Source organism: Bacillus cereus group sp. MG16 (genome assembly GCF_040459875.1).
GTDB classification, from domain to species: Bacteria; Bacillota; Bacilli; order Bacillales; family Bacillaceae_G; genus Bacillus_A; species Bacillus_A paranthracis.
The window spans coordinates 2,776,998-2,795,740 of the sequence record NZ_JARVHE010000001.1 but is presented as its reverse complement, the minus strand read 5'-3'; the positions used below and the strand labels follow the sequence as shown (position 1 = coordinate 2,795,740).

The following is an 18,743-nucleotide window of genomic DNA, read 5'->3' as shown; positions in this document are numbered from 1 at the left end:
CATAGTAATTGTGAAAATTTTATGAACTTTACATTTAATCCGTTTTTATAATACAACTAATGCGTATGAATTCATGACAAAACTTAACAAATGTAAGGAGCTAAGGAGAGTTTGTGCAACATAAAAAATCATGATTGGCACAGCAAATAATTAATCGGAGATGAAAAAACTTACTAATTAGAGTTTCAATTTTGCACGGATATATTTTTTATTTTTAATTGAAAAATAAAATTTGTTCGAATAATTATTCTTCAGCTATATACCTACAGGCACATTCTTCGTATAATGGAGAAGTATGAATTTAAAATTTGTATGAATTTTACATATTGAGGTGAAAAAGGAATGAATGCGCGGCTAATGGAACTTATTGATGTGAGTACAATAGAAACCATGGCAGAACAATTTTATCAATTAACCAACATATCACATCAACTTCTTGATGCTGAAAAAGAATGTATATTTTCATTTGGAATAAATGAAAAGAAAATATGTAAACTTCCCAAAATTGAAATCCCCATTTTTTTATACAATCAATATTTAGGATCTTTTGTTGTATGGTCTCAGAAAAGCGAAATTTTCAATTGCCAAAAATACTTTGAAATGCTTTCAAATTTAATTATAGATGGAGTAATGAAAGGATTTCAAAATAAAAATACAACGTTACTTACTCGAAAAGAGGAGGAACTACATACAATCTTACAAAACATGCCTGTTATGGTTGATGCACTTGATTATAATGGAGATTTTGTTTTGTGGAATCGCGAATGTGAAATTGTGACAGGCTATACTGCGGAAGAGGTAATTGGAAATCCAAACGCACTTCGATTACTGTATCCGGATCATGATTATCGTCACGAGATACAAAAGAAATTTTTGACTCGTGGAAAGAACTTTAGAGACTGGGAAATGCGTTTAACTTGTAAAAATGGTGAAATTAAAACGATAATGTGGTCCAATATATCAGAACAGTTTCCTGTAAGTGGATTTAGTTATTGGGCTGTTGGTGTGGATATTACACATTTAAAAGCAATAGAAGAGAAATTAAAACAACAAACGTCTGAATTAGAATTAATTTTTCAGGCTTTACCAGATTTATGTTTCTTAACGGAAGATGATGGAACAATTATTGATTATAAAGCAGGATCCCCTACAAAATTTTACGTACCCGCAGAAGCTTTTATGGGAAAAAAGTTTTACGAAGTATTACCATCTACAGTAGCAAAAAAATTTCAAGAAGCAATTTGTCAAGTGAAAGAAAAAGGGACAAATGTAATTGTGGAATATCCACTTACAATTAATGAAAGTATCGATTTCTTCGAAGCTAGATGTTTACCGTTATTGCATAATAAAATTATGATTATTGTACGTGATATTACAGAGCGGAAAAAGACAGAAGAATTGCTAAATAAATCAGATACACTTGCAGCAATTGGTCAATTAGCAGCTGGTGTTGCTCATGAAGTTAGGAATCCATTAACAGTCATTAAAGGCTTTATACAGCTATTTCAAATTAATAAAGAAGATCAAGAAAAATATTTTGATCTAATGCTTTCTGAAATTGAAAGAATAGAAGCGATTCTTCAAGAATTTTTGTCGATTGCTAAAACAGATGAACTAAGCACGGAAAAGAAAAATCTTTATCAAATATTTAAAAATGTCGTTTCGTTAATAAATACAAAAGCAATTATGACAAATATTCAAGTTGAATTATATACAGATTCTAAAGATATAATCATTGAATGCTCAGAAAATCAACTGAAACAAGTATTTATTAACATTTTGCAAAATTCAATCGAAGCTATGCCAGATGGTGGGAGAATTTCAATTCACATAAAAGAAATAGGCAAAGATGGTATCATTATTAGTGTAATTGATAAAGGAATAGGAATACCTGAAGAACGAATTAAAAGATTAGGCGAACCTTTTTATAGTACGAAAGAAAAAGGTACCGGTATTGGATTGATGTTAAGTTATAAAATTATTGAAAGTCATCAAGGGAATATAAGTATTATGAGTGAGGTTGGTGTCGGGACAACAGTAACGATTTACTTGCCAAAAATTCAGAGTAAAAAGCCTTTATCAAATTATGATGATAGATTAGAATCAATACGTTCAATTATTAACTCTTAAATTATTAAATACCCAATAACGAAAAGTTAAACTTTTTGTTATTGGGTATTTTTGTATTTAATTTAGAAAACTTTACCTTTTCTTTAGATTTGCTTTAATTTCTATTAAGTTTTTATCAATATATTAGTATTTGTGCAAAGTAATGTATAGAAAACGTGCATTACTTTTAATATATAGATTCAATTATTAATAGAAATACAGTAAGGAGGAGATTATGACAAGGTGAAAAAACAAGAGAAAAAAAGTGGTAGAGCAGTAACAATGCGTTTAAACATTCTATTTTTTTGTGTATTTATATTATTTTCTGCCATGATCATACAATTAGGTAAAGTACAAATTATCGATGGTGAGACGTATAAAAATGAAGTAGAGAAGAGAGAAAATGCAACCGTAAGCCTTTCTGTCCCGCGTGGAAAAATATTTGATCGAGAAGGGAATCCAGTAGTTGATAATAAATCTTTACGTACAATTACATATACAAAGATGAAAGGTGTAAAATCAGAAGAAATATTAAAAACAGCAAGACAACTTGCAGACATAATTGAAATACCACAAGAGGATATAGATAAACTAACTGAGACGGATAAGAAAGATTTTTGGATGCAATTAAATCCGACACTAACCGAAAAATTAGTATCTAAAAAAGAAATAAATAAGTTCAGAGATAAAGATATTACCGGGAAAAATTTAGATAAAAAAATTGAAGAGTTAAAAAGAAAACGAGTTACAGATAAAAATCTTCAAGATTTAACTGATAAAGATATAAAAGTGTTAGCTATTAAAAGTAAGATGACTTCTGGTTATCAAATGGTTCCTCAAATTATTAAAAAAGACGTTAGTGAAAAGGAATTTACTATAATTAGTGAAAGTTTGGCGAATCTCCCAGGTGTAGACGTGTCGGTTGATTGGGAGAGAGTGTATGTGAATGATGGATTATTCCGATCTGTTCTTGGAAATGTTTCTAATTCCGATGAAGGATTACCAAGTGAACGATTAGATTATTACTTGGTACGTGATTATAGCCGAAATGATAGGGTTGGAAAAAGTTATATCGAGCAGCAATATGAAGATGTACTTCATGGTACAAAAAAAGAAGTAAGAAGCGTTGCAGATAAACAAGGTACTACAATTAGAACGGAAACAATTTCGGAGGGAAAGAGCGGTAAGAACTTAACTTTAACGATAGATATGGAATTACAGAAAAAAGTAGAAGAAAGTATAGAAAAAATATTAAAAGCATATAAAGGATCAGAATCCATGTTGGACCGTGCTTTCGTTGTAATGATGAATCCGAAAAACGGACAAGTATTATCAATGGCTGGGAAAAGACTTGTAGAAAAAGACGGGAAAACAGAAGTTGAAGACTATGCATTAGGCACAATGACTAGTTCATATGAGCTGGGATCAACAGTTAAAGGTGCGACAGTTTTAACTGGATTTGAAACGAAAGCTATAACACCAGGTACTTATTTTTATGATGCACCTATGAAGTTTAAAGGTACTAGGGAGAAGAAGTCTTGGAAAGAGTTTGGAAACATTGATGATTTAAGAGCATTACAAGTCTCTTCAAACGTTTATATGTTTCATACAGCATTAAAAATTGCAGGTGTGGATTATGTGAAAAATAGTTCATTAAATATTAAACAGGAATACTTTGATAAAATGAGGTACTATTTCAGACAATTCGGATTAGGTGTTCCAACGGGTATCGATTTACCGAATGAAACAGCTGGACAAATAGGTAAAAAAGATAATCAACCTGGTTTCTTATTAGATTACTCAATTGGCCAGTATGACACGTATACACCACTTCAGCTTGTACAGTATATTTCAACAATTGCAAACGGCGGATATCGAATGAAGCCACAAATTGTTCAAGAAATAAGAGAGCAAACGTCGCAAAAAGATGAGATTGGTAAAGTGGTGCATGCAGTAGAACCAATTGTTTTAAATAAAATTGATATGAAAGAGGAATATATAAATCAAGTAAAAGAAGGATTTAGAAAGGTATTCCAAGAGGGTGATGGAACAGGAGTAAGGGCGTTCCAAAAAGCATCTTATAAACCAGCAGGTAAAACAGGAACAGCACAGACAGTTTACGGTGGAGAAAGCGATATTGGAAGAAATGAAAAGGGCGAGAGAAGAGAATGTTATAACTTAACGTTAGCAGGGTATGCGCCATATGATAATCCAGAAGTAGCATTCTCTGTAGTTGTGCCGTGGGTTATGAATGATAAATCTGGTATTAACTCTGATATTGGAAAAGAAGTTTTAGATGCTTATTTTGAATTGAAAAATAAGAGATTGACTGGAGAAAATTCACAAATAGATAGCTCTCAAGAAGGTTAAAATATATGAAATAATATAGAAACTAGAGTCATTTAATTTAGGGATAGATTCAAAATGGGTGATAGAAAGGTAAAATCATTCTATCAATTGTTCACGTTTTATAAAATAAATCATATATTGATAGCATAGGACAAGCTGAAAAGCTTATTCTAACCTCACAGAACACTCCTTATCACGGTTAGGCATCTACATAAGTAGATGCCTTTTTTAATTAAATAACTGACAATTATTTATCAATCTAAAGTAGCAAGTATATTAGGACTATTAGGGGAAGATTGACGGTAATCATTACAGTATGATTATTAAGAGCGTTGAAATGTAAGGAGTGAGAAAGAAGTGCTAAATATTTTAATGATTAATTTTCCAGCAGAGGGACATGTAAACCCGACATTAAGTTTAGTCAAAGCCTTTACTGAACGGGGGGATCACGTACACTATATTACAACAGAACACTTTAAAGGCAGAATTGAAGATTTGGGAGCTACTGTATATACCCATCCAGATTTATTAAAGGATATTTCTATTGATACTGAAACTTCATATGGATTGAACTCTTTTTTTCATGTACATGTTCAAACTTCTTTATATATATTAGAAATTACGAAACAATTATGTGAAAGCATTAATTTTGATTTCGTAATTTATGATATATTTGGTGCTGGAGAGTTAGTAAAGGAGTATTTACAAATTCCAGGCATAGTTTCTTCTCCTATATTTTTAATTCCTACTGAATTTTTGGAGACTTTACCTTTTCATCCTAATGCAGAAATACCATTCCAACCTGATGAAATTTCTGAACAGTTACTATATCGAATGGAACATGAATTTGGAGTAAAGCCTAAAAACAATCTTCAATTTATGCATAACAAGGGAGATATTACTCTTGTGTACACAAGTCGTTACTTCCAACCTAATAGCGATTTGTTTGGAGAAAATAACATTTTTATTGGACCAAGTATTTCAAAGCGTAAAACAAATGTAGAGTTTCCACTTGAATTGCTTAAAGGTAAGATAGTTATTTATATTTCAATGGGGACACTGCTTGAAGGACTTGAACCATTCTTTAATACTTGTATTGATACTTTCTCAGATTTTAAAGGGATAGTTGTAATGGCAATTGGTGATAGAAATGATCGTTCTAAAATTAAGAAAGCGCCAGACAATTTTATAATTACTTCATACGTACCTCAATCAGAAATATTAAATGAAGCAGATGTTTTTATTACACATGGCGGCATGAACAGTGTACACGACGCTATTTATTTTAATGTCCCATTTGTCATCATTCCACATGATAAAGATCAACCTATGATAGCACAAAGATTAACTGAGCTTGAAGCCGCACATAGGTTATTGAAAGAGCATGTTAATGTACAAACTTTAAAAGAAGCGGTAACAGACGTTCTTTCAAATGAAAAGTATAGGCATGGTATACGAAAACTGAATGATAGTTTTTTAGAATGTGGTGGTGCAAAAGAAGTAATCTCAGTTATTAAATCTCTATTAAATAAATAGTGTAAATCATATAAAAGCATAGAGGCTCAACCTTTATGCTTTTTATATGATTATCCCGCAAACTGCACAGCAGTATTTGCATGTAAAAAAGCAGTATCAAAAACAGGAACAGTAAGGTCGTTTTGGGAAATGAGCAACGGTATTTCGGTGCAACCTAGTAGTATACCTTCTGCGCCATTTTGAATTAATGATTTTGTAATTTGTAATAGCTTTTCTTTGGATGTTTCTGAAATAATTCCTTTACTTAATTCATTTAAAATAACATGATGAATAAAATTTCTTTCCTCTTCATTTGGGATGATTGTCTCAATGTTATAGTTTGCTAGACGTGATTTATAGAAGTCTTGTTCCATCGTTTGTTTCGTACCCAATAATCCGATACGCTTTATATTCTGTTCTACCATTTCTTTAGCACTTACATCACCTATGTGAAGAAGTGGAATGGATATTGCACTTTCTACTTCTTCAGCAAATAAATGGACCGTATTGGAACACATTAATAAACATTCAGCTCCGGATTTTTCAACCTTCTTTGCAACAGTAACTAATTCATTTTTCACTTCTTCATATTGATGATTTTGTAATAAAGTCGTTACTTCACCAAAGTCCATGCTATATAAAACAAGCTTTGCATTTTGATCGTATTGAGAGAGTGTAAGTGTATTAATATGTTTATAGTATAATGATGTAGATTCCCAACTTAGTCCACCAATTAAACCAATTACTTTCATCGTATATTCCTCCCGTAACTATTTTGAATTCATTATTTCATAATTCCGATAAGAATACAATGATTTAAATGTACTATTAAACAAAAAATAAAAATAATTAGAAAAGTATTGAAATTTATATTGTTTAATGCCATAATACGAATTACAAATTAATACTTATCCAGAGAGGTGGAGGGAACGGCCCTATGAAACCTCAGCAACCCCTATATATATATTTATAGGAAGGTGCTAATTCCGCAGAGAACACGATGTGTTTTTTGGAAGATAAGAGGATTCTTGAACGTGAAAGAAAATGACCTCTTATGTAAGAGGTCATTTTTTGTTGTATAGAAAGGGAGTGTCGATGCATAATTCATTTTCAAAATAAATATAGAGTAATAAAAGTTGACTATTAAGAGAGGAGAATTGTAATGAACAAATTATCAACAAAATTAGTAGTGGCAATCGGAATTGGATCCGCATTATACGGGATATTAGGACTTTGGGGATTTTCTATTGCACCAAATACATTTATTAAACCTGCGTTAGCTATTTTAACCATTTTTGGAGCGTTATTTGGCCCAGTGGCAGGACTGTTAATAGGACTTATCGGTCATACCGTAACAGACACAATCGCTGGCTGGGGTATTTGGTGGGGATGGGTTATTAGTTCAGGCATTATTGGCTTTGCAATGGGGTTCATTCAAAAAAGAATTGGCTTTAGTGTGAAAAACGGGACATATAATAAGGGAGATATTTCTTATTTAGCCATTACTGGCTTAATTGGAATTGTCATTGCTATTATATTTGCTGGGGCATTCGATATTATTGTAATGGGAGAACCGTTTGACAAAATTGTTATACAAGTGTTAGGTGCAACAATTGCTGACGTTATTGTATTTTTAGTTCTTGGATTGCCAATTACAATAGGCCTAGCTAAATCGAATAAGAAACATACACATTTAAAAATTGAAAAGTAGGGATATTAAAATGCAACCAATTATTTCTTTTGAACAATTCAACTTTCAATATAAGCATGCAGCGCAGCCTACTGTTAAAAACGTTACATTTCATATATATCCCGGGGAAAAAGTGCTAATTGCTGGGCGAAGTGGTTCAGGGAAATCAACATTAGCTCATTGTATGAATGGGCTAATCCCATTTTCTTATGAAGGGACTAGTACTGGTACTATTTTAATTGACGGAAAAGACCCGAGGAAAGGAAGTATTTTTGAACAGAGTAAACAGGTTGGAACAATTTTGCAAGATCAAGATGCACAATTTATTGGTCTTACAGTAGAGGAAGATGTAGCTTTTTATTTAGAAAATGAATGCGTAAATGAAAATGATATGAAAAAGATTGTTTCGGAATCATTAAAAAAGGTAAAGATGCATACTTTTCATAAACAAAGTCCACATGAATTATCAGGAGGACAAAAACAAACTGTTTCTTTAGCAGGTCTGTTAACAACAAATGCTCATATATTATTGTTCGATGAACCGTTAGCGAATTTAGATCCAGCTAGCAGCTTACATACAATTGAACTTATTAAAAATATACATAAGCAATATAATAAAACAATTGTAATTATTGAACATCGAATAGAAGAAATGTTAAACCTGGATTTAGATAAGATCATATTAATTGATGGAGGGGAAATTGTTGCGATAGGGACACCAGATGAGATTTTAGCGTCAAATATATTACCCTCAATCGGATTAAGAGAACCTATGTACATAGAAGGATTAAAGAGATTGCAATTTGATAGTAATAATGACGTAATATACCCACTTGAAAATCTTCAAAGGGAAAATGTTAGTGGAGTAATAAATGAGTGGATGGAGAAGCAAACTTTTTGTAAAGATACTCCTACAAAAAAAGAATTATTGAAAGTAGAGGATTTGTCATTCTCATATCCTAATAAACAAAAAGTATTAGACAATATAAATTTCTCTCTATATAAAGGGGAAATAGTAGCACTTCTAGGCCATAATGGAGCTGGAAAATCAACATTAGCTCATAGTCTTATAGGGATAAATAAAACAAAAAATGATAGGATTTTAATTGATGGAGTAAATATCAATTCTTGGTCTATTCGTAAACGCGGTGAGGTTATATCTTATGTGATGCAAAATCCAAATCATATGATTACACAAGCTACTGTAATGGAAGAGATTTCATTTCCATTAAAATTAAAAAAATTTTCGAAGGAAGAAATTAACCTTAGAGCAGAGGAAACATTAAAAATTTGTGGCTTGTATCCATTTCGAAATTGGCCAATTCAGGCATTAAGTTATGGGCAAAAAAAGAGATTAACGATTGCATCTGTACTAACAACAAATCCAAAACTTATCATATTAGATGAACCGACAGCGGGACAAGATTATTATCATTATAAACAATTTATGACGTTTATTAGAAAACTAGCTGCAAAGGGAATATCCTTTATTTTTATCACACACGATATGAATCTCGCAATAGAATATGCAGACAGAGCAATAGTTCTACATGAAGGGAAAATTATTGCGAATAATCCTGCATCTATTGTATTAGGACATCCAGAAACGTTAAAAAGAGCGAACTTAAAGGAGAGTTCTTTATTTAAACTCGTTAAATTTAGTGGCATTGCAGATCCTGAAAGATTTATGAAACTTTATTTTGATGATATTAGGAGGGAGGAAGGTGTATAATACATATTTTCATCGCATGGACGGAGCAGTGAAATTGTTATTATTTATTTTTTGTATGACACTTACTTTTTTATTTTTTGATTTTCGCGTATTGTTATTTTTATTTTTCATTGGGTGTATCGGACTTGTAGTTGCTAAAATTCCATTTCGTAAAATTTTTATTGTTTTTACTGTTATATTTACATTTAGTTTATTAAATTCTGTCATGATCTTATTTATTACACCAACCCATGGATCTGAATTAACTGGATCGTATACTTCATTTATGTATATTGGATATGCAACAATTACATACGAAACATTATTTTATGCAGCTACACTTTCGTTAAAGTATTTTACGTTATTACCATTTACACTTATTTTTATTTATACGACTGATCCAAGCAAATTTGTGAGTAGCTTAAGTAAATTTCGAATTCATTATAAAATTACTTATGCGATAAATATCGCATTACGTTATATACCTGATATACAGTCCGAATATAAAGTTATTAAACATGCCCAAGAGGCGAGAGGAGTAGCTTTTGAAAAAGGAGAAGCAAGTTTATGGATTCGCATGCAAAACCGTGTCTTAATTTTCTGGCCTTTAATTATTCATTCTTTAGAGAGAATCGATACAGTTTCAAACGCAATGGATTTAAGAGGATTTGGAAAGAAGGATACACGTACGTGGTTCTATACAAATAAAGCGAAAAGCGGAGATTTCATTGCTTTATTTGTAGGTGTTTTTATTTTAATTGCTGCAGTATATGTAAAGTTACATGTATTTCAAAATTTTTGGTATCCATTTTAAAGCACTCTCAAATGAGTGCTTTTACTTATTTTTATATAGACATGCTCAAAAAAGGGATATTTACATAATGTATAATACGAACCAGTTAAAATGATCAACTACCTATTAGTTTTCAAACCAAAAGGAGGAGAAAATATGAGTTACGGTGGTTCTTGTGGTTTTGGTGGAGGTTTCGCTTTATTAGTTGTGTTATTTATTTTATTAATTATCGTTGGATGCAGCTGCTGGGGCGGAGGGTATTAATTTTTAATTAGTCTCCACAAATGTAAAACAAAAAACATAGAAGATACTTATGTATCGAAACAAATAAAAAAGGAGCATAATTGCTCCTTTTTTATTTATTGTTAGATGCGTTTGTATTACATTTCGGAAATGTAATTGTCAAAGTAGTACCTTTATTCATAACGCTTCGGATTTTTAAATTACCTTGCATCGTTTCAATGATCTTAACAGCAACCATTGTACCTAAACCTGTACCTTTCGTTTTTGTACTAAAATACGGTTCGCCAAATCGATTTATTTGCTCTTGTGACATACCAATTCCGCTATCTTCAATTCGTATGATAACTTTATTATTACTAATAGAAGAGGAGATATTTAAAGTACCGCCATTAGGCATTGCTTCAATACCATTTTTTAATAAGTTTAAAAAACATTGCTGAAAGTGCTGTTTATTACCAACTATTGTTGCCGTAGAGAAATCTTTTGTAATATGTATTGTATTCATATTACATAAAGGTAAGATCATATTAATAACTCGATTTAATTCTTGTTCTACTGAAATCTCATCTAATTTTTCTGAAGCAGGTTTGGCAAACGTTAAATAATCATCAATAATTCCTTGGGCGTGATGTAATTCTTCTAGTATATGCTTAATATACTCGTCTCTTGATTCTGGAGTTAAATTTGGTGTTTTTAAAAGTTGTGTAAATCCTTTTACAACAGTTAAGGGATTTCTTACTTCGTGCGATATACTAGCAGCGAGTTGGCTAACAATCTCCATTTTTTCCATTTTAATTAACTTCGATCGCATGCCTACTGCATCTTTTAAAACTTCATTAAAATAAACTACAAACAACATTAAAATGGTTGGTAATATTATGAAATAAATGATGTACAAATTATTCACTTCAAAATCTGATAAAGTTAATACAATTACAGTTGTAAATATTGCTAAGAAAAATGTTAAAAACATTGCATAAGCTACTTTAATTTTTCTATTATACGTATTAAATTTTGCGGATGCGAATGCTGTAATGATAAACATTATGCCATAAACTAGTATTGTTAACATACTAAATCCATAAAATGAAAATCTTGTAATTAATAAAATAGCAAACAATGTTATACCGACAGGGAAGCCACCATAAAGCGTACCTACTATAACCGGTATTTGTCTTAAATCATGAATACAATTTTCATCCATATAGATAGGATAGCGCATACATAAAATAAGAGGGATACTCGTACAAAGTATAATAAGTAGTTTTTTATATTTCTTCAAATTGCGCCCGCTATCATATATAAAATAAAAAATAAATATGCTACTTAAAATGTATAGAAGGTTATTTAACACGTGTTGATTGATATACACAAAGTTCATAATATTTGCCTCGTTATTTTTAATTTCCTTTTCATATATATTATCATGATAATAGTATAAACTATATATTTGTTTGAATAATATAGATTTATATCTTTTTAGTATTCGACACGTTTACCCACTCTTCATAAAATTCTTCAACTGATGCATATCGTTCGGTTCGGTTTTCATTTACAGCGCGATACGCTATTTCATATAAATCCCTACTTGCTTCCCATTTTGTAAAGGAGCGATCTTTTCCACCACCTAAAATCGCGAAAGCCATTGCCCCCATATTAAATACATTTGTTCTCGAATCAATTATAGCGTTTAGCTCAAATTCTTCAGGAGACATAAAACGTGAGGAACCCCATAATCTTCCCATTTTATTTACGTATGGTTTTTTAGAATATAAATCAATATCACAAATTTTCGTTTCATTTGTATTAAAATTATACATAATACTACCATCATAAAAATCTATCGCTATATATTTTTTCTTTTCGACATATGTATGGAAAGAAAAAATGGAATTTAAGGATTGAACTCGTTTTCTAACAGGTAAATGCTTAAATTTATAAAATGGAGAGTTTGGATTTTTATATTTTTCAGGAGGCGGAAAACTCCAGTGCGAATGAAGACATTCACCATCAAACCAATCGAAAATTAATACATATCCAGATTGAACTGGAAAGTGTTCAATTAGTTTTATAAGCGAGTTGTGTTTTAATTCCTCGTATAGGAAAACTGAATTTTTTAAACGTTCAATAGCGTCGTTTATTGTTCCTTCGTATGCAATTGTTTGTGCCCCTGCGTATTTAATGAATTTTTTATGGCCATTTTTTTCAACACCAAAACTTATATTACCTGAATCTTGCTGGTCAAAAACTGCAAATACGGTTCCTAATTTCAATAGCCAATCAAAATTATGATGTTCTTTTAACTGGAATGTAACTTGATTTAACTGAATTTCAACTGGAATATCTTTCATATTATACCTCGCATTTATTATAATTAAGTTATATATTTCAGTATTCGACACATTTTGTAAAAATCCTATGTGAATCACATGAAATTTATATAAATATAATAATAAATAATTATAAAAAGGTGGATAAAATGGAACAACAAATCGTTATTAAATCATATGAAAAAGAGTGGCACGAAGAGTATTTAATAGAAAAAGAGAAATTTATTTCTTTATTCGGGGAAGATTGTATTGCTATTGAACATATAGGGAGCACATCTGTACAAGGGCTAGGGGCGAAACCTTTAATTGATATGATGATTGGCATAACAGATTTGCAAATTATCGAAAAGTGGATTGATGATCTATTAAAAATTGGATATGAGTATGTTCCAAAAGAAACACCTAATTGGCGTTTTTTTAGAAAGGGAAAATGGAGAGCAGGTACTCATCATTTACATGTTTATATTTATAATAGTGACGAATGGAAAAACAATCTTTTATTTCGAGACTTTCTAATAAAGCATGAATGGGCACGTAAAGAATATAGAGAACTAAAAGAGAGACTTGCAGCTACATATCCTTTTGATCGTGTTTCTTATACAAATGCAAAAGCACCATTTATTCAAAAGATATTAGAATTAGCTAAAAATCAAAAGAATTAACATTACAGATTTTTATCTGAAAAAATTTAAAAAATCCCTTCCTACGTTATTTATAGGGAGGGATTTTTTCTTTTGGCATAACGATATACATCTAATTATTGGAGACAGATTAGTTTATTTATTTTGATATTTCTAGTACATTGAAAATATTAAGGGGGAATGAAGCAATGAAAGCAATTTTACATCAATATAAAAAAGGAGTAGAGGGGTTAGAATATAAATTTTTATCTGAAACAAATCCTAATGCCGGGGAAGTAAAAGTAAAGTTAAAAGCAGCAGGATTAAATCATAGGGATTTATTTATTATAAACAATAGAAAAGAAATGGATCTACCGTTAGTAATAGGGTCAGATGGTGCAGGTATTGTTACAGAAATAGGAGAAGGTGTTTCAGCTGATTTATTACAAGCCGAGGTTATTATTAATCCTAGTATTGGATGGGAGAATATTGCCGAAGTACCAGAGTTACCAGAGGTGTTAGGGGGACCAAAAGATGGAACGTTTGCTGAATATGTAATAGTGCCCGCTGAAAATGTAGTAGGAAAACCGTCATATCTTACTTGGGAAGAGTCTGGCGTTTTGGCTTTATCGGCACTGACTGCATATAGAGTGCTTTTTACAAAGGGTAGATTGAAGTGTGGAGAACATGTTTTAATTCCGGGGATAGGCGGCGGTGTAGCGACATTTGCCATGTTATTTGCGAAAGCAATTGGCGCAAAAGTAAGTGTTACTTCAAGGGTAGAGAACAAAAGAAAGTTTGCCGAAACATATGGCGTAGATTTTTCTTTTAATAGTTCCGGAAATTGGGAAGAGAGTTTATGCGGAGAAAAAGTAGATCTAATAATCGATAGTATAGGTCCAGCAACATTCTTAAAATACTTTGATGTATTAAAACCAAATGGGAGAATTGTTAATTTTGGTGCAAGCTCCGGAGATAAAATTGAATTACCTTTACGAGCGTTATTTTATAATCAAATCGATATTATGGGGACATCTATGGGTAGCAGTGAAGAATTTAATGAAATGATTAAGTTTATAGAGAAATATAAGATTAAACCAATTATGGATAAAGTTTATTCGTTGGAAGAAGCGATTCAAGCGTTAAGACGTATGGAACAAGGCGAACAATTCGGTAATATTGCACTTCGTATGTATTAAAAATATGATTTCTTAACTAGTATATTGAAGTAACTATGTTATGTATTCTATACATAACAAGCATATGATTCGTATTGTTTTAAAGGTTTTTCAGCTTTATACATAATTAGCCGTTATAATTAGTCTTAATTTTGTCAAATGAGTAATAGTAAAATGAGAATTAGATGAGAAAAGTTTCAGCCGATTTTCATATTGATGTTGTATACTGTGTAAATCAAGAACGCTTTTATGTAAGGAGAGAGTATTATGAATTACACAGTATTTCAATGGTTTAATAATTTTGCTGAATCATCCAAACTATTAGATACGCTAATGATTGCTATTACAAATAGTGCTGTATATGTAGCTGTTTTATTTATGCTTATTTTATGGTTTAATAATGGAAAGAAAGTTAATGCAATAAAAAAACAATATACAGTGTTATATACGACGCTTTCAGTCATTATCGCATTACTAGTAAATGTTGTGATACATGCGGTATATTACCATCCACGTCCGTTTGTATCACATGATGTACATCAATTAGTGCCACATGCAGCAGACTCATCATTTGTTAGTGATCATTCAGTACTTGTATTTTCAATTGCATTTGTATTTTTGCTTAGAGGAGAAAAACTAAAATATATCGCTCTTATTTGGGCGGTATTAGTTGGTGTATCGCGTATGTACGTAGGTGTTCATTATCCTCTAGATATACTTGGTGCTGCTTTCTTAACATTTATCACGAGTGGCTTAGTAATGCAAAGTACACGTACGTTGGAGCCGATAGCAAAAATTGTATTCAAAATGTACGCATTAGTAGCAAAACGAATTCCTTTTTTAGCGAAATATAATCATATAGCTTAATTGTTATAAATAACTATTCGTAGTTTTTTAAAGTCCTCCTTTGGAAATCCAAAGGAGGACTTTTTATTGTGTACAAGATAAGGAGATACGTATTAAAAGAATGATGAAGGAATAAATGAGCTAGTATCAAAAGTTTTTATTAAATTTATAGATTATAATAAGTTAACCCTATTATAACGGAATGTTCATAAATTTCACGCACCGCAATATAAATAGATAAATATAATAGAAACAATGGCTACTTTCAGAACGTTTTAAAGGAATTGAAAGGAAAACTTCGAAACATATAGTATTGAAAGTAAAAATTACATATTTTAAAGCACATCCTTGCATGTATCAATTAAAAAAGAAAGGAGCGAAATATGCATAAACTTCAAACGAATAAAGGCGCGCGGTATTTTATGATTGCTTTTATTGTTTTGTTTCTAATTATGCTTTTGCGTTTTTTCTATATTCAAGCAGTAGGAGTCGTGCATAATGTGAATGTAAAGGATTTAGCAAATGAACAACATAATAAAAATGGTGTTTTGGAAGCGAATCGTGGCACGATTTATGATCAAACTGGAAAAGTGCTCGTTCAAGATTCAACAACGTATCGTGTTGTTGTGAATTTGAAAGGTAATGGCAAATTGAAAAATAAAGATGAAACCGCAGCGCAATTAGCTGATGCGCTTGAAATTAATAAAGAAGATGTGTTAAAGAATTTCCATGAAGGGCGTACGCAAGTTGAAATCGGAAAAGTTGGCCGGAATTTGTCTCGGGAAAAGAAAGAACAAATTAAAAAATTGAAAATCCCAGGTGTTTCTTTTATGCCTGAGAAAGCAAGAGTGTATCCAAATGAAGATTTTGCATCTTATATACTTGGTTTTGCTAGACCAGACGATAAAGGAAATACAGAAGGGAAGTTTGGACTTGAAAAAAGTTTAGATAAATATTTGCGCTCGACAAATGGGAATATAGAATATGTGGGAGCGCGAGGAGGTATCCCGCTTACAAATGATATAGGAAAAATTGAACCCGCTAAACATGGAAATAACGTATATCTTACGCTCGATAAACAAATTAATAGTTTTTTAGAAGAAGCGATGAATAAGGCGCAAGAGCATTATGACTCTTCTATGCTAGTAGGTATTATAGCGGATCCCAAGACGGGGAAAGTTTTAGCTATGTCTAGTAAACCTAGTTTTAATCCTAATAAAGGGGATATTGAATACTTTTTAAATGATCCAATCGCAAATGCATATGAACCAGGTTCAACGATGAAAGTATTTACGTTAGCTGCTGCAATCAATGAAGGTGTATATAACGGGAAAGAATATTTTCAATCCGGCAAGTATTCAGTAGGTTCAGCGGATATAAAAGATCATAATGGTGGGTTTGGATGGGGATCTATAACATTTGATGAAGGTTTTGAAAGGTCATCAAACGTAGCTTTTTCTATTTTAGAAGATCAGTTATTAAAACCAAATAAATTTAAGCAATATATGAATAAATTTGGTTTTAACCAAAAAACGGGAATAGATTTACCTGGTGAAAGTAAAAATACTTTATTATTAAATACACAAATTCAACAAGTAACAACTTCTTTCGGACAAGGTTCTACAGTAACTCCAATTCAATTAATCCAAGCTGCAACCGCTATAGCAAATGACGGGAAAATGATGCAACCATATATCGTTGACAAAGTTGTAAATCCAACAAACAAGCAAGTTATTATGGAAAATCAACCGAAAGAAGTTGGCAATCCGATAAAAAAAGAGACTGCGGACAAGGTAAGAGACTTAATGGAGCGTGTTATTACGTCTTCAAAAGGTACAGGTACAATGTATAAAGTCGATGGTTACCCAATAGGAGGCAAGACAGGAACAGCGCAAATTCCGAACCCTGAAAATGGACGATATATGGAAGGTAAAGAAAATTATATTTTTTCATTTTTAGGTATGGCTCCAATTGATGACCCAGAGTTAATTGTATACTTAGCTATTAAGCAGCCGAAGTTAAAGGGAGATGAATATGGAGCTCAGCCACTCGCTGAAATATTTAAACCAGTTGTGAAAAATAGCCTTGAATATTTAAAGGTGAAACCATATACAGAACAACAAATGGCCGATGCAACGAAAAAATCCCAATTAAAAGTGCAAAACTATGTGAATCAATCAATAGATACGGTAGAGAATAATGTAAAAAAAGAGAAACTCCAACCGATAATTTTAGGAGAAGGAAAAATTAAAAAACAATATCCGCAGTCTGGTGAAGTAATGAGTGAAGGTGATCGTATATTTTTATTAGGAAACAACGCAACAATGCCCAATTTACAAGGTTGGTCCATGCGTGATGTTATGTATTTTTCTAAACTATTAAAATTAGATTTAAAAACTTCAGGTACGGGTTATGTAACAAATCAAAGTATTGAAAAAGGACAAGCTATACAAGAAGGCGATATATTAGAACTAGAATTAGAACCACCGTTACAACCGTTAGCAGAGGCAAATACAAATTAATTCAGGAAATATGAAGGGTCTATATATAATAGACTCTTTTTTTAATGATTCAAGTAATTTCACGCACCGTAATTTTTATAAAAAATAATAAATAAGATTTTTAACAGTTACTAAAACAGAAAAACCTACATATATTGAAATTAGAACGACTGTTCAAATTTTTGTATGAAACGACGGAAGGAGTCTAAATTGAATAAAAGACGATACGATAGCGATTTAGCCAAAGAAATAATAGCAGAGAAGGCGACAGAATTATTTTCCTTAAAAGGATATACAAGAACTTCAATTGATAACATTGCAAAAGCCTCTGGTTATAGTAAAGGACATATATATTACCATTATAAAAATAAAGAAGAATTATTTGTTTATTTAGCTAAAGACAGTATGAGAAATTGGCACGATAAATGGGAAATAGCAGAAAAACAGTATACAAACGCTACTGGGAAATTATATGGGATAGCTAAATTTGTACTTTATAATTACAAAACGCCATTATTAAGAGCAGGACAAGAACTTGCCTCTGATCCGAGCGCGAACCCTTCTACAATTCAACAACTCTATGGTTTAGCTGTTATCCCTTTAAAAACATATCAAAAAATTTTGGATGAAGGTATACAAAGTGGTGAATTTTATATAGAAAATGTTGAGGATTCAAGTCTTTTATTAGGTTCATGGCTAGGTGGGTTATGTCAATTCATTCATTCATTTGAAACAGAGAAATTAGAAGTTTTATTTAATGAAGCCATTACGATTTTTTTACTCTCTATTTCAAACAAACATGCGTAGCATTACAAGCGAATTAGAACGATTGTTCAAATCTTTACACTCGTCCGTTTT

15 protein-coding genes and 1 riboswitch are annotated in these 18,743 nt (G+C 31.4%); of the genes, 12 read left to right on the top strand and 3 right to left on the bottom strand.

Annotated elements, in window-relative coordinates:
* Positions 1-342 precede the first annotated feature (342 nt).
* The 3 genes from QCI73_RS14450 to QCI73_RS14440 all read left to right on the top strand — a co-directional run bounded on the left by QCI73_RS14450 (position 343) and on the right by QCI73_RS14440 (position 5,994).
* Entirely contained in the window at positions 343-2,130 is a 1,788-nt protein-coding gene (locus tag QCI73_RS14450; RefSeq protein ID WP_327924144.1) for an ATP-binding protein, read from the top strand.
* Positions 2,131-2,352: 222 nt separating this feature from the next.
* Complete coding sequence (locus QCI73_RS14445; RefSeq protein WP_327924143.1) at positions 2,353-4,479, top strand: peptidoglycan D,D-transpeptidase FtsI family protein; 2,127 nt, start codon at positions 2,353-2,355, stop codon at positions 4,477-4,479.
* A 336-nt stretch (positions 4,480-4,815) separates the two neighbouring features.
* The gene (locus QCI73_RS14440; protein ID WP_353823215.1) at positions 4,816-5,994 is read left to right on the top strand and encodes a macrolide family glycosyltransferase; all 1,179 of its coding nucleotides are present in this window, start codon (positions 4,816-4,818) and stop codon (positions 5,992-5,994) included.
* Positions 5,995-6,044: 50 nt separating this feature from the next.
* Here QCI73_RS14440 and QCI73_RS14435 read toward each other — a convergent pair whose 3' ends face one another.
* A complete protein-coding gene (locus tag QCI73_RS14435; RefSeq protein WP_000864406.1) occupies positions 6,045-6,725 on the bottom strand; it encodes an aspartate/glutamate racemase family protein in 681 nt (226 codons plus the stop codon).
* 153 nt (positions 6,726-6,878) lie between these two features.
* Positions 6,879-6,996, top strand: a riboswitch (SAM riboswitch).
* A gap of 139 nt (positions 6,997-7,135) precedes the next feature.
* On the opposite strand from QCI73_RS14435, the gene QCI73_RS14430 reads away from it, so the two are divergent.
* From QCI73_RS14430 to QCI73_RS14415, 4 genes are all read left to right on the top strand, one after another.
* Entirely contained in the window at positions 7,136-7,684 is a 549-nt protein-coding gene (locus QCI73_RS14430) for an ECF-type riboflavin transporter substrate-binding protein (RefSeq protein ID WP_353823214.1), read from the top strand.
* 10 nt (positions 7,685-7,694) lie between these two features.
* Positions 7,695-9,395 (top strand): ABC transporter ATP-binding protein, encoded by a 1,701-nt coding sequence (locus tag QCI73_RS14425; RefSeq protein ID WP_353823213.1) that lies wholly within the window; start codon positions 7,695-7,697, stop codon positions 9,393-9,395.
* Complete coding sequence (locus tag QCI73_RS14420; protein ID WP_327924139.1) at positions 9,388-10,188, top strand: energy-coupling factor transporter transmembrane component T family protein; 801 nt, start codon at positions 9,388-9,390, stop codon at positions 10,186-10,188. The genes QCI73_RS14425 and QCI73_RS14420 overlap by 8 nt, the downstream gene beginning before the upstream one ends.
* A 135-nt stretch (positions 10,189-10,323) precedes the next feature.
* Positions 10,324-10,431 carry a YjcZ family sporulation protein gene (locus QCI73_RS14415; RefSeq protein WP_000120182.1) on the top strand — a complete coding sequence of 36 codons (108 nt, stop codon included), beginning with the start codon at positions 10,324-10,326 and terminating at the stop codon, positions 10,429-10,431.
* A 91-nt stretch (positions 10,432-10,522) separates the two neighbouring features.
* Here QCI73_RS14415 and QCI73_RS14410 read toward each other — a convergent pair whose 3' ends face one another.
* Together QCI73_RS14410 and QCI73_RS14405 are read right to left on the bottom strand one after the other, a co-directional pair.
* A complete protein-coding gene (locus QCI73_RS14410) occupies positions 10,523-11,791 on the bottom strand; it encodes a LytS/YhcK type 5TM receptor domain-containing protein (RefSeq protein ID WP_327924138.1) in 1,269 nt (422 codons plus the stop codon).
* A gap of 88 nt (positions 11,792-11,879) precedes the next feature.
* Positions 11,880-12,761: a protein kinase family protein gene (locus QCI73_RS14405; RefSeq protein ID WP_353823212.1), complete on the bottom strand. Its 882-nt coding sequence runs from the start codon at positions 12,759-12,761 to the stop codon at positions 11,880-11,882.
* Between the two features lie 128 nt (positions 12,762-12,889).
* On the opposite strand from QCI73_RS14405, the gene QCI73_RS14400 reads away from it, so the two are divergent.
* The 5 genes from QCI73_RS14400 to QCI73_RS14380 all read left to right on the top strand — a co-directional run bounded on the left by QCI73_RS14400 (position 12,890) and on the right by QCI73_RS14380 (position 18,692).
* Complete coding sequence (locus QCI73_RS14400; RefSeq protein WP_262726068.1) at positions 12,890-13,402, top strand: GrpB family protein; 513 nt, start codon at positions 12,890-12,892, stop codon at positions 13,400-13,402.
* Between the two features lie 167 nt (positions 13,403-13,569).
* A complete protein-coding gene (locus QCI73_RS14395) occupies positions 13,570-14,559 on the top strand; it encodes a zinc-binding dehydrogenase (RefSeq protein ID WP_353823211.1) in 990 nt (329 codons plus the stop codon).
* A gap of 246 nt (positions 14,560-14,805) precedes the next feature.
* A complete protein-coding gene (locus QCI73_RS14390; RefSeq protein ID WP_353823210.1) occupies positions 14,806-15,405 on the top strand; it encodes an undecaprenyl-diphosphatase in 600 nt (199 codons plus the stop codon).
* Positions 15,406-15,767: 362 nt separating this feature from the next.
* Positions 15,768-17,906: a penicillin-binding protein gene (locus tag QCI73_RS14385; protein WP_353823209.1), complete on the top strand. Its 2,139-nt coding sequence runs from the start codon at positions 15,768-15,770 to the stop codon at positions 17,904-17,906.
* Positions 17,907-18,095: 189 nt separating this feature from the next.
* Positions 18,096-18,692 (top strand): TetR/AcrR family transcriptional regulator, encoded by a 597-nt coding sequence (locus QCI73_RS14380; RefSeq protein WP_001042679.1) that lies wholly within the window; start codon positions 18,096-18,098, stop codon positions 18,690-18,692.
* Positions 18,693-18,743 lie beyond the last annotated feature (51 nt).

What these genes read in the sequence shown, in the direction of transcription:
- QCI73_RS14410 (WP_327924138.1), bottom strand. Translation starts at nt 11,791, where the DNA reads ATGAACTTTGTGTATATCAATCAACACGTGTTAAATAACCTTCTATAC.
- QCI73_RS14385 (WP_353823209.1), top strand. Translation starts at nt 15,768, where the DNA reads ATGCATAAACTTCAAACGAATAAAGGCGCGCGGTATTTTATGATTGCT.
- QCI73_RS14400 (WP_262726068.1), top strand. Translation starts at nt 12,890, where the DNA reads ATGGAACAACAAATCGTTATTAAATCATATGAAAAAGAGTGGCACGAA.
- QCI73_RS14415 (WP_000120182.1), top strand. Translation starts at nt 10,324, where the DNA reads ATGAGTTACGGTGGTTCTTGTGGTTTTGGTGGAGGTTTCGCTTTATTA.
- QCI73_RS14430 (WP_353823214.1), top strand. Translation starts at nt 7,136, where the DNA reads ATGAACAAATTATCAACAAAATTAGTAGTGGCAATCGGAATTGGATCC.
- QCI73_RS14390 (WP_353823210.1), top strand. Translation starts at nt 14,806, where the DNA reads ATGAATTACACAGTATTTCAATGGTTTAATAATTTTGCTGAATCATCC.
- QCI73_RS14425 (WP_353823213.1), top strand. Translation starts at nt 7,695, where the DNA reads ATGCAACCAATTATTTCTTTTGAACAATTCAACTTTCAATATAAGCAT.
- QCI73_RS14435 (WP_000864406.1), bottom strand. Translation starts at nt 6,725, where the DNA reads ATGAAAGTAATTGGTTTAATTGGTGGACTAAGTTGGGAATCTACATCA.
- QCI73_RS14450 (WP_327924144.1), top strand. Translation starts at nt 343, where the DNA reads ATGAATGCGCGGCTAATGGAACTTATTGATGTGAGTACAATAGAAACC.
- QCI73_RS14395 (WP_353823211.1), top strand. Translation starts at nt 13,570, where the DNA reads ATGAAAGCAATTTTACATCAATATAAAAAAGGAGTAGAGGGGTTAGAA.
- QCI73_RS14405 (WP_353823212.1), bottom strand. Translation starts at nt 12,761, where the DNA reads ATGAAAGATATTCCAGTTGAAATTCAGTTAAATCAAGTTACATTCCAG.